The sequence below is a fragment of the Rubritalea sp. genome (genome assembly GCF_039830215.1).
Taxonomy (GTDB): domain Bacteria; phylum Verrucomicrobiota; class Verrucomicrobiia; order Verrucomicrobiales; family Akkermansiaceae; genus Rubritalea.
Genome location: NZ_JBDOPO010000288.1, coordinates 1 through 11,577, shown reverse-complemented (window position 1 = coordinate 11,577; position 11,577 = coordinate 1). Strand labels below are relative to the sequence as shown.

At 48.3% G+C, this 11,577-nt stretch carries 9 protein-coding genes; 6 read left to right on the top strand and 3 right to left on the bottom strand.

The window, feature by feature from the left end; translation table 11 throughout:
• Positions 1 to 459: 459 nt before the first annotated feature.
• On the bottom strand, positions 460 to 1,689 hold the full coding sequence (locus tag ABGY95_RS09585) for a peptidase M42 (protein WP_347441457.1): 1,230 nt from the start codon (positions 1,687 to 1,689) through the stop codon (positions 460 to 462).
• 133 nt (positions 1,690 to 1,822) lie between these two features.
• Positions 1,823 to 3,022 carry a bifunctional 3,4-dihydroxy-2-butanone-4-phosphate synthase/GTP cyclohydrolase II gene (locus tag ABGY95_RS09580; RefSeq protein WP_347441456.1) on the bottom strand — a complete coding sequence of 400 codons (1,200 nt, stop codon included), beginning with the start codon at positions 3,020 to 3,022 and terminating at the stop codon, positions 1,823 to 1,825.
• Between the two features lie 303 nt (positions 3,023 to 3,325).
• Between ABGY95_RS09580 and ABGY95_RS09575 the strand changes: the two genes are divergently transcribed.
• From ABGY95_RS09575 to ABGY95_RS09550, 6 genes are all read left to right on the top strand, one after another.
• Positions 3,326 to 4,615 carry a carbohydrate porin gene (locus ABGY95_RS09575; protein WP_347441455.1) on the top strand — a complete coding sequence of 430 codons (1,290 nt, stop codon included), beginning with the start codon at positions 3,326 to 3,328 and terminating at the stop codon, positions 4,613 to 4,615.
• 25 nt (positions 4,616 to 4,640) lie between these two features.
• A complete protein-coding gene (locus tag ABGY95_RS09570) occupies positions 4,641 to 5,585 on the top strand; it encodes a zinc ABC transporter substrate-binding protein (RefSeq protein WP_347441454.1) in 945 nt (314 codons plus the stop codon).
• 125 nt (positions 5,586 to 5,710) lie between these two features.
• Positions 5,711 to 6,475 (top strand): metal ABC transporter ATP-binding protein, encoded by a 765-nt coding sequence (locus ABGY95_RS09565; RefSeq protein WP_347441453.1) that lies wholly within the window; start codon positions 5,711 to 5,713, stop codon positions 6,473 to 6,475.
• A gap of 116 nt (positions 6,476 to 6,591) precedes the next feature.
• On the top strand, positions 6,592 to 7,956 hold the full coding sequence (locus ABGY95_RS09560; protein WP_347441452.1) for a metal ABC transporter permease: 1,365 nt from the start codon (positions 6,592 to 6,594) through the stop codon (positions 7,954 to 7,956).
• A gap of 1 nt (position 7,957) precedes the next feature.
• Positions 7,958 to 8,905 carry a metal ABC transporter permease gene (locus ABGY95_RS09555; protein ID WP_347441451.1) on the top strand — a complete coding sequence of 316 codons (948 nt, stop codon included), beginning with the start codon at positions 7,958 to 7,960 and terminating at the stop codon, positions 8,903 to 8,905.
• Positions 8,906 to 9,666: 761 nt separating this feature from the next.
• The gene (locus ABGY95_RS09550) at positions 9,667 to 9,834 is read left to right on the top strand and encodes a hypothetical protein (RefSeq protein ID WP_347441450.1); all 168 of its coding nucleotides are present in this window, start codon (positions 9,667 to 9,669) and stop codon (positions 9,832 to 9,834) included.
• 459 nt (positions 9,835 to 10,293) lie between these two features.
• On the opposite strand, the gene ABGY95_RS09545 is transcribed toward ABGY95_RS09550, so the two are convergent.
• A complete protein-coding gene (locus ABGY95_RS09545) occupies positions 10,294 to 11,304 on the bottom strand; it encodes a hypothetical protein (protein ID WP_347441449.1) in 1,011 nt (336 codons plus the stop codon).
• Positions 11,305 to 11,577: the final 273 nt, after the last annotated feature.

Here is an 11,577-nt window from a genome sequence, read left to right as displayed (position 1 = left end):
GGTGGCTATCGACAAAACGAGCTATGCTCGCAAATTTAAAGAATCAATAACTCACACACCGACAACGGGAGTTGCCGGAGGTGCCCTCAAGTGTGTTTGGGTCTTTGTTCTTTAAGCGAAGTAAGGAAGAGCGTGTGACATCAAATCTACTTGCGTCCTTACTTTCTTATGATTAATCCCTTACTGCTACGTGGCTCACGTTATTCAGTATTTCCATGTTGTATCAGTATCTGCATCGAACTAGAGCATAGCGGCATGAGTGATTGAATACTCAGAGTCACTAATTGAAGGGAACCACTCAGGAAATGTTAACAGGGAATGTGACAGTATTTTTTATAGTGATGAAGTAGTTGAGTGATTTTGGTGTGAGAAGGAGCTTTAGGTCTCTCGGCTCAGCAGGCATAAAAAAAAGCCCTGTCGCTGAATAGCGAACAGGGCTGGGGAGTTTGACGGGAGCGACTACGACTTAAGAGCTTTCGCGGTATCGAGTCTTGGGTGGCCGTTCTTGAGGTCATTACGAGTGATGCCTTTACCACGGTTCATTTTGTCCATAGCACGAAGGGTGGCGATCATGCCGTGAATAGCTGCGAGAACATCGCCTGTATGACCGGTCTCGGAGATAGTGTGCATGTTGCGGATTGGGAAGCCGATGGAAGTCGCTGCTGCGTCGAATCCAGCAAGAGCAGCAGCCATGGCGTCCGTACCAGTGTCGCGGCCGGAGAAGTCCATTTGGTAAGGAATTCCTGCTGTCATGCACGCTTCTTCGATGATGGTGTTGAGGTGCTCGCTAGTGATGGAACCCTTAGTTATGGAGAAGCCTTTGCCCATAGTGAGAGTATTCATGCGCTTTGCTCCTATTCCAGGTGCAGCATCGTAGTCGTGGTTGACGTCTGAGCCGATGAGTATATCTGGCTTGAGCTCTCCCGCAATAGCTGTGGCACCAAAGCGACCGATTTCTTCGTGAGTAGCGATGGTGTAGAGCACGCGGATGTTTTTGAGTGGTGACTTCGCCAGCAGCTTAGCTATTTCAGCAACAACGAAACAGCCAAGGCCGTTGTCGAGGTAGGCTCCGTAGAAGGAATCGGTTGAGAATCCACGCTTGATTGCGCGTTTGAGAATGAGCGGGTCGCCCGCGCGAATTCCGAGGTCTTCGATGCGCTGTTTGCAATCATCTCCGTACATTTGGAGTTCGAGATACATCATCTCTGGCTTGAGGCCTTTAGCGCCAGTACGCTGTGCTGGCTCGGAGAAGTGAATGGCTCCGAGAGCTTCGATTGTGCCGCCTTCGATACTGTGGTATTTGTCTGGATTTTTAGGATCCTGACAGAAAAGTGTGACTTCGTGTCCCACGAGTGTGCAGGGGAGGAAGGAGTCAGTGTTGATCCATATTTTTCCATCGGCGTCGATCTTACGCACTTGAAGGCGGATCTTGTCGGCGTGACCGATGAGCATCACAGATGTCATGTCGTCACAGCCAGGGTGGGTGTCGACTACTATGCCAGCATTTCCTTTGAACTGGTGGATCCCCCATGACTTAGGCATGAACTTTTCAAAAGCAGGCTTAAGTACGCCGTATGACATGGCGGCCTCGAGGCCGATTGGACTGGGTGCGGCGAGAACTTCACGCATGAAGTCGAACTGAGCTTTAGGCATGGATTTCTCCCATGCGCCTTTAGTTTTCTGTGGCATTAGTTAAATGGATTTGAGGTGAATGAGAAACATAGTCGGTGAGCGTAGTTCAACACAATGGGGTCGCATTACACCGGAATATGTTCAGACGCCACCAACGGGTGGAGACGTTTTTTATTTAAAAGGTTTTGGGCTAGAGAAGGTGGTCCATGCGCTCCTTTTTTGTCTTGAGGTACTTTTCATTGTGCTCGTTAGAGCATTGTTTGATCGGTAACTGCTCTACGATTTCTAGCCCATAACCTTGCAAACCTACCATTTTTTTCGGGTTGTTTGTGAGCAGGCGAATCTTGCGCACTCCCAAGTCGTGTAGGATCTGAGCTCCCATTCCGTAATCACGAAGGTCGGCGCCGTAACCCAGCTTCTCGTTGGCTTCGACAGTGTCGTAGCCTTCTTCTTGGAGCTTGTAGGCGTGGATTTTTGCAGGAAGGCCAATCCCGCGGCCTTCTTGGCGAAGATAGAGTAATACCCCGCCATCTTTCGAAATGTGTTCGAGTGCTTGGTGAAGCTGACCACCGCAATCACAGCGGCGGGACATGAAGACGTCTCCCGTGAGGCACTCAGAGTGGACACGAACGATGGTGGGTTTGTTAGGATCGATCTTACCACGCACGAGCGCTAGGTGATGGGAATCGTCGAGATCGCTCTCATAGAGGTGGCAGTCGAACTCTCCAAAATCTGTTGGGAGCTGGATGATCTCAGTGGCATTGATGAGCTTCTCGGCTTTACGTCGGTGCTCCACAAGTTGTGCAATGGTGCAGGCTTTGAGACCATGTTGTAGCTGGTACTCACCGAGGTCTCCGACGCGGGCCATCTCGCCGTCTTCATTCATGATCTCGCAGATCACACCTGCTGGTTCGAGTCCAGCTAGGCGGGCAAGGTCAACGGCTGCTTCTGTGTGGCCGGTACGGCGGAGTACGCCACCTTCAGCTGCTTGTAGAGGGAAGACGTGACCTGGCTTTACTAACATGTCAGCAGAACTCTTAGGGTTAGCTAAAATATTCAATGCGAGGGCGCGGTCAGCGGCAGAGATACCTGTGGTGATACCATCTTTGGCGTCGACTGAGACAGTGAAGGCTGTCTTGAGAGCTTCGGTGTTGCGACGGCTCATCTGTGGTAGGTCTAGGTTTTTTGCCTGTTCCGCAGAAATAGGTGCGCAGATTAGTCCGCGCCCATAGGTGGCCATGAAGGCTATTATTTCTTTGGAGACTAAACTACCTGCACAGATAAGATCTGCTTCATTTTCGCGGGTTGGGTCGTCAGCACAGATGATGATCTTGCCAGCGGCTATATCTGCGATGATTTCCTCGATTGGACTGAAAGTAAGTGCGCTCATGCTTATGTTTCTACCATTGGTCAGTATGGCTTAAAAAGAAAGTGATTTCTACTGATAGCTTGGGTAAAAGAGCTTCTTTGCGCTCTACTTTAGTTAATCTTTCCTAGCTCGGTCTTCAGACTATTCTTAGTTTTGAATCACAAAGTGAAGTTAAGTGAATAAAATTAGCCTGAGCTAATGTTTGTTGTTGACGATTATTGGCTGACTTCCTACAAGTCCGTTCGCCCCATGCACCGATATTTAGCTAGTGTGGAAAATGAACATTTCTCTCTTTCGAGTGATCTAAACTTAGCAGTATATAAGATGAATAGCACATTACTCCTGGTTGGAACAATAGCAGCGTCCGTTGTTTCAGTTATGGCACAATCGGCACACCTACATCATGGTCTGAATGGCCAGAAACACGTGATCGAGAAGCATGAAGGTTCTGAATCAGGCACTCTGATCAATAAATTTGAAGATTCACTAGAGCAGGTGAGCGATGCGGGGGTTTCTATTGCAGGTGAGTACCTATACGAATACACTAACGTGTTAAACGGTGGTGTGAAGCATGGTGGGTCTGATCGTAATTTGTTGGTCTTTGATGCCGAGTTCGACCTCGAAACTATTTTTGGCCTAAAGGGGGCGACAGTGTTTGCAAAATATCTTCATGTGAATGCTGAGGATGGAGGATCTGCTGATGCGGCCGATATCCAAGGCTACACAAATATCGAGTCAGCGAGGTCGCTAGATGTGTTGTACGAATTTTGGTTTGAGCAGAAAATTGCCGATGGGAAATACCGGATAAAAGTGGGAAAAGTCGATGCGAATAGTGAATTCAACTACGTCGATGCAGGTGGCAATTTTTCGAATTCATCAGCTGGTTTCTCGCCAACGATCTTTACTTTACCAACTTACCCGAACCCAGCAATGAGTGTGAACGTGTTTGCTACTTTGGCTGAAAATGACGGTGCGGCATTCACCCTAGGCTACGGTCTTTACGATGGTGGTGCCGCTGTCGATGGGGTGGAAACTGGGCGACGAGGACCATCTTCGTATTTCTCTGGTGATAGCTCTAACGATTACTTCCATATCCTCCAAGGTGAACAAACTTGGGATGGAATTTTCTCCCTAGGTGAGGGGCGTCTCAGTGGTGGTGCTTGGTACCATACGGGCGATTTCGAAAGTTTTTCTGGTGGTTCTGAATCAGGAACTTATGGATTCTTTTTTAATGCTGAGCAACGGCTAACAACGCGAGGTGAAGATTCAGCTGAAGGTCTCTACGCATTTGCGCAATTCGCAACAGCTGACGAAAACTTGAGTGAGGTATCCCAGCATCTAGCACTAGGCCTCATGAGTGAGGGAACGCTAGCTTGTCGTACTTCTGATTCAGCAGGAATTTATATGACATATGTGAACCTTTCTGATGACCCATACGCAAACGATGGTGCAGGATTTGCCAAAGACGAATGCGCTATCGATGCGTTTTACCGCTTTCAAATCAATGAGCACTTTGCTGTTCAGCCTGAGCTTCAGTACATCATTAATCCGTCAGGGAGCACGGATGTCAGCGACGCTCTCATCGGTGGAGTGAGGTTTTCCGCAGCATTTTAACCTTTCAGTGAAAAATAATAATTTTATGAAACTAACAAAACTAATGATAGCTGCAGTAGCAGCGCTATCCGTAGCTTTCACAAGCTGTGGAGGTAAGAAATCGACTACAATCTGGCAGTCAGACGACAAGGTACGCGCAGTAGCAACTTCGACAATGGTGGCAGATATGGTCAAGGTGATTGGCGGCGACCAAGTCGAAGTGACCGGTTTGATGGATCCAACGGTCGACCCACACGGTTACGATCAGACATTCGAAGACACAGCGGCGATCAACAGTGCTGATGTGGTCTTCTACTCAGGTCTTCACCTCGAAGGCAGAATGCAGGATAGCCTCGAAAAACGCGCGAGCAAAGGCGAGAAGGTGTACGCAGTGACCGACGCTATTCCGCACGAGTACATCATCCAAGAAGAAGGTGGGCACGACCCGCACGTTTGGGGTGATCCAGAAATTTGGACTTATACGGTCAACGAAGTTGTTAAAGGCCTCAGTGCTGCTGATGCTGCGAACGCTGCGGACTTCAAGGCACGTGGTGAAGCATACCGCGCTGAGCTTCTTGAGCTCAAAAAGTGGGCGACAGCTCGTGCGCAAGAGGTTCCAGAAGGCCAGCGTGTGATGGTGACAAGCCACGATGCGTTTGCCTACTTCGGTAATGCGTTTGGTTTCAAAGTAAAAGGCCTCCAAGGCATTTCTTCAGATGACCAAGCTGGCCTCGGTGCCGCAAATCAGCTAGTATCCTTCATCAAGGAGAACAAGCTCAAAATGATATTCCCCGAATCAAGTGTGAATGACAAAGGCATCAAAGCTGTAGCTAACGAAGCAGGTGTCGCAGTGAGTGAGGTCCACCTTTTCTCTGACGCATGTGGCACACCTGGTGATATAGCTGAAATCAATGGCGAGAGCTACGACAAGGGAACCTACATCGGCATGATCAAGCACAACGTGAATACGGTGGTTGAAGGCTTGAAGTAAGCGTTCCCATTTGGAATTTGAGATTTGCTATTTGAAATTATAGGCACTTACTAGATTCAGAGAGCACTAGTAGGGCTCAAATCTTACAATCACAAATTTCTAATCTAGCCAAAGTCTAACATGTCATGAACACTCCAGCTCTTGAGACACACGATCTCACTGTCACCTACCATAAACGGCCAGTTCTTTACGGTGTGGACGTGGCGATTCCAGAAGGTTGTCTGGTTGGAGTGATTGGACCCAATGGAGCAGGGAAGTCAACCTTCATCAAATCGATCATGGGTGTAGTCCCGTCATCCGGTGGGTGGGTGAAAATCTTTGGCAAGCCGCTGAAGGAAAGCCTACACCGCGTTGGCTATGTGCCGCAGCGCGAGAGTGTCGACTGGGACTTCCCGGTGACCGTGATGGATGTGGCCCTGATGGGAACCTACGGAAAGCTAGGCTTGTTCAGGCGCGTGGGCAAAAAAGAGCGCACGATTGCGAGTGAGGCGCTCGACAAAGTAGGCATGCTACCCTACGCCAACCGTCAAATTGGTAACCTTAGTGGTGGCCAGCAGCAGCGGGTTTTCTTAGCCCGTGCGCTAGCGCAAGACAGCGACCTCTACCTGATGGATGAACCATTCGTAGGAGTGGATGCTGCAACGGAAGCTGCGATCATCAAGCTACTCCACGAAATGCGTGCAAATGGTAAGACGGTAATCGTCGTACACCATGATCTGCAATCAGCTCAGGAGTATTTCGATAGGCTTATTTTGCTCAACATGCGTTTGGTCGCAGAAGGGGAAACTAAAGACATCTTTACCCAAGAACTATTACACAAAACCTATGGCGGTCGACTCACTGTACTCAGTGAAATGGCTGACAAAGTTGCAAAAAGGGATGGTCATTAGTCACGGGCGAGGAGTCATAGGCCTTTTCCGAGTGGAAATGATCGAGTCGACTTCACGTAATAACATAATAACCGAGCGATCCGCTCCCGAATTTAATAGGAGTTATCACATTAGCAATGGACTATGATTTCATATCGCTAGCCGCCTTCACCATCACTCAGAAGGCATTTCTAGCTACGATCATCCTAGGCATAGCCTCGGGTATGCTCGGGGCATTCGTCGTTGTTAGACGAGAGGCTTTGGTTGGTGACGCACTTTCACATGCTGTGCTACCGGGCGTGGTGCTGGGTTGTATCATGTGCCACATCTTAGAGATCGACCGCAACCCTTGGGTCATTTTCACCTGTGCTGTGTTGATTGGTTTATTGAGTGCGGGAACGGTGCGTGCGATAGAGGCGACGACTCGACTGAAGTCGGATGCTGCTCTCGGCATCGTATTGGCCAGCTTCTTTGGCCTTGGTCTGGCAATGCAGTCAGGCCTGAAGGAATTTATCGATAACCGAGCGGGAATAAGTTCCTTCATTTATGGAAATACTTCGATGATCAGCGACGCAGACTTATCGGCGATGTTCTGGACGACTGTGGTCTTAGTGCTCGTAGTGTGGTTGTTGATCCGTCCTCTTTTAGTGGTGAGTTTTGATCAAGGATTTGCAGTCGCTCTCGGCTATCCAGTGAAATGGCTCAATTTTATTTTCTACACATTGCTCACATTTTCAGTGGTTGTGTCGATGCAGGCAGTGGGGGTGATCTTGGTTTCAGCATTATTGATCACACCAGCGGCAACGGCCTACCTTCTCACTGATAGGCTTTGTAGATTGATGATTTATGCGGTCGGCTTCGCTGTGGCTTCTGGCGTGATCGGGTGCTACGGTTCACTTCATGTAGAGTCCATAGATATTCCTACTGGACCATTGATCGCGCTGACCGCGGCTGTCATTTTTGGGCTTGTTTATCTTATGGCGCCGCAGCATGGAGTTATTGCAAAGTCGCTCAAGGTGCTGCGCCGTCGTCAGCGAATCAACCGAGAGAACACTCTGAAGGCTATCTATAAGATGCTTGAGAATGATGGATTTGCTCACGATGGAGTCGGAGTAAACGACTTAGCACAAGTGCGAAAGCTATCGCAGGAACATGTGAAACGTGACATTTCACGTCTCACAATATCAAAGGAAGCATCATGGGATGATGAACGATCTGGCGTCTATCTAACGCCCACTGGCTGGAAACGTGCGGTAGAGATCGTACGAAATCACCGACTCTGGGAGCTCTATCTAACTAACCAGGCTGACTACCAAGCTGACCACGTGCACGACGACGCGGAAAAGATAGAGCACGTCATTGGGGCCAGCACAGTACGCCGACTCGAACGTGATTTAGATTTCCCTGCATTGGACCCGCATGGGAAACCGATTCCATCAGTGAGTCAAGTGATGGCTCAGCAAGGCAAGAAAGTAGCACAGAAGGGAGCAACGGGTTACTAGTATGTTTGATTGGATAGAAAGACCCTTTATTTTAGGAGGCGAGAGTGTGATCTACCTCTTGTTGATGGCATTTTTCGTGGCTCTACCATGTTCCCAGTTAGGTTCTTTTCTTGTGCTTCGCAGGATGTCACTGGTGGGAGATGCTATCAGTCATAGTGTCCTGCCTGGCATCGTGGTGGCCTTTCTTTTCACCGAAGATCTTTCTTCACCTTGGTTGTTAGTCGGGGCCTCAGGCGCTGGCATGTTGGTAACATTTATGATCGAGCTAATCCATGGTAAGACACGGGTGAAGCAAGATGCTGCTATTGGTATTGCATTCACGAGTCTGTTTGCGATTGGTGTGATTCTGGTGAGTGTCTATGCGAGTAAAGTCCATATTGATGCTGACTGTGTGGTCTACGGTAATCTGGTGGATACCCTCAACTACGGTGGGCCAACCATCCTGGGCCATGTAGTTCCCAAGCCTCTGATAACATCAGCGATTGTTGCTGCTATCACTATGCTCTCTGTTATTGTTAGTTACCGCGTGTTGTTAATGAGTTCATTTGATCCAGGCATGGCTGCGTCGATCGGCTATCGGCCGCGTATTGTGCATTACATTTTGATGGCGGTGCTTTCGATGGTTGTAGTGACCTCGTTCCAGGCAGTGGGGGCAATTTTAGTGATCGCACTACTAATTATCCCAGCGGCGAGCGCCTATCTCTGTACCCATAAGCTGAAGACGATGCTTCTGCTTTCTGCTGTGCACTCTGCTCTATCATCCATCATTGGATTGTATTTTTACGTGTGGATGGACTGCTCATTTGCAGCGGCAATGGTGGTTGCTGGCGCAGGCCTATTCATACTCGCGTGGTTGTTCGGCCCGGCTGATGGGATCGTGGTAAAAGCGTCCCATCGTAAATCAGTGCAGCTGAGAAGTGACATCAACGGCACTAATGATCCAGCTTAATTTGCCGTAAAATAGGGCCATCGTGAGTTAATATTCGTGTCGCGTCATGAAAGAATGATACGCGAAACGCTGAGGTAGTAGAGCCATCAATCATGCTCCCCATCGACTTAGCTGATTTACGCTCTCCTGTTTCTTCTACTCTAGATGGGCTTGATCGTTTTTTGTTTAGTCTGGAGCACATCCATTCTACATTTTTTGGGGCTTTCTGAGTAGAAAATCTTCGCTAGTCTTATTGAGAAGCTCCCTGTTAGTGTTCCGGTAAGATCCTAGCATCTCGAGAGGCACCCTTGACTTTGAGTAGACCGACAGGGACTTCAAAACCACTATTGCGCCAGAGGGTGGATAGTTCACACCAGCCGTTGTACATCTCAGAAAGTGTCGGGCTCCACATGAGTTGACAGCAGCAGCTGCTGCCACCTCCATGTGATATTTTACCACCTCTAGCCAATCTAGAGTACTGAAGGATTGAGCACCTAAAGCTCTCTAGATACTGTATTTTACTTTTGTCGCTCATGATTCCAGATAGTACTTTCATCAGGGAGTCATTTTTTATGGCGCAACGGCACCTTTCAGCTCAGAAGCTGAAAGCCTCCTGGCTATTATTCTATTTGGCGCAATACGGTAATTCTGAGGAACTTTAAACATTTTCGCATCTAGGACTTGCTTGTTTTAGGTTGTTTATGGATGAGTGTAACCTCAATTTTAGATATTCTAATGTTGGAATATGTCGCTAAAAAGACTATGAACGAAAAATGAGCAGCATGGAAGAGGAAGCAAAAATCAAAACTGTACGAGTACGTATCAATGTTGACGATGGGGAACCACCACGCACGCGCACAGCTGAAATAATCCATGAGCTCATTACCTACACCAAGAAGATGATCCCCTTTAGTTCCAAAGAGGAGGCTAAACGCTCTAAGCAAAAGTGATGCCCATAGAGGCGGGGGAAATGATCTGCCGGCTATTGGGCATTCGCTTCATAATGGGACGTGGCGTACTGCTGCCCATTGACTTGCTATGAGCTGATAAAGAGCCAGTAGCAGTGTTTGATAGTAAGCAGAACATTGAGTAGGCCGCAAAAAAAGATTCAAGCCAGTGATGGAACTGGAATAAGATATGCGACCAGCTAGCACAGCTTCTCACATCGGTACACCTTTGTTACGTGTACGTCATAGTTATAAGTATAGAGATAAAGAAGTGCAGTTGAAATCCCAGTTACAAGAGTTGTTAGGTGATGATTGGGAGAAAAATTAGAGAAGGGCAACCAGGATTACAGTATCTCGCAGAGAGGCAGGGTGAGGAGAATGCGTTTTTCCTCTACTTTGCTAGTCAAAATAGTCATGAGCCACGAGCGCCATACGGGTGACTGTGTGAGTACACCTAAAATATCAGTAGTAATGGTGATCGTCTAGGTGCTCTTTTTCGGCCTGTTGCCGCAATAGTTCTCTGTGTTTCTCTAGCTGTTTTATGGTGGCGAGAAGCAACGGTTTGTCCTCTTTTAGAATCTCTTTTTTTGTCGGGTTTTCCCAAGGAAATTCCTCTAGTAGCTTGAGTGGGAGCTCTTCATCAGCCCAAAGCTCTTGGTGCACCTGCGCCACTGAAAGAGCTTCTGAAGCATGTCGGGCGGTGAGAGCTAACGGTAGCTTAATCTTTCTGCACTCAGGGTTGAGCATGAAGGCTGCAAAGAACGGGTTGGCGTGATTGATAGCGCGGAAGTGGCGCTTCATACCATTCGATTGTTTATGGGCCCATTGCCAGAGGGTGTGACCGCAAAGTTGCTCGCCAATCTCATCCATTTGATCTGGAGTCCAGTGTGGGAGTTGGGCTTTAAAGTGGAGGTAGGCTTGTGCTACACTGCTGGCTAGAGATTTTTCAAAATGTGTGTTATGAACCAATTTTTGAGCTTCCTCGAATTGCTCATCAAATAGCAACGTGGCACAGAGTGTATCCCGCAATTGGAGTGGGTCGTCATCGGCATAGCTTAGGCCTAGCTCTAAAACATCAATGGCTGAGGCGTAGTCTTGAGTTTTGAAGTAAAGTTTAGCCATGTGCTGGATGATCGAGAGAAAGCTGTGTTCTTGCACATCGAGCTCGCGCTTGCTGATTGCTTTTTCATTACCTTCTCCAGTCTCAGTACTGAGCACAAATGGGCAGGGGAGAATAGCTTTCCCAATGCGAATGGCATTGAGAGCTTTTTCTTTGGACTGCGGGAAGCGGCTATAGGTTCTAGTGAGGACCAACCATGCCGAGAGGCAATTGTGCGAGATATCTATCGCTTTTCGTGCAATCGCACGTTGCTTCAGTTTACTCAAATTCGGCTTCCATTCCTGCAGTAAGTCTTGGGCTCTGACTAGTGGGTCGGTGTCGTAGAATTCGAAAGTATTGTTTTCTTTTTCCATGAGTAAATGCGCGTGATTGATGTATGAAAATTGAGCGTTACTAGGCGTGCAAGTTTATAAACAAAAAAAAGGCGGCCCCAGTGTGGGGTCGCCTTTTTTAACAGATGGGTAGAACTAATTAGACAATGCTGCCAAACTTGGCATCGACATAGCTGAGCACCAGCGCCTCGAGCGGCTCGTTGCCGATACGTTCGATGACTTCCACACAGAAGCCGCGAGCGATGAGTTGGCGAGCTTTCTTTGGCTGAATACCACGAGTGGAGGTAGAAGATT

Excerpts from the sequence above, each read along its gene's own strand:
- ABGY95_RS09555 (WP_347441451.1), top strand. The coding sequence starts at position 7,958 with ATGTTTGATTGGATAGAAAGACCCTTTATTTTAGGAGGCGAGAGTGTG.
- ABGY95_RS09585 (WP_347441457.1), bottom strand. The coding sequence starts at position 1,689 with ATGCCACAGAAAACTAAAGGCGCATGGGAGAAATCCATGCCTAAAGCT.
- ABGY95_RS09575 (WP_347441455.1), top strand. The coding sequence starts at position 3,326 with ATGAATAGCACATTACTCCTGGTTGGAACAATAGCAGCGTCCGTTGTT.
- ABGY95_RS09565 (WP_347441453.1), top strand. The coding sequence starts at position 5,711 with ATGAACACTCCAGCTCTTGAGACACACGATCTCACTGTCACCTACCAT.
- ABGY95_RS09550 (WP_347441450.1), top strand. The coding sequence starts at position 9,667 with ATGGAAGAGGAAGCAAAAATCAAAACTGTACGAGTACGTATCAATGTT.
- ABGY95_RS09560 (WP_347441452.1), top strand. The coding sequence starts at position 6,592 with ATGGACTATGATTTCATATCGCTAGCCGCCTTCACCATCACTCAGAAG.
- ABGY95_RS09545 (WP_347441449.1), bottom strand. The coding sequence starts at position 11,304 with ATGGAAAAAGAAAACAATACTTTCGAATTCTACGACACCGACCCACTA.
- ABGY95_RS09580 (WP_347441456.1), bottom strand. The coding sequence starts at position 3,022 with ATGAGCGCACTTACTTTCAGTCCAATCGAGGAAATCATCGCAGATATA.
- ABGY95_RS09570 (WP_347441454.1), top strand. The coding sequence starts at position 4,641 with ATGAAACTAACAAAACTAATGATAGCTGCAGTAGCAGCGCTATCCGTA.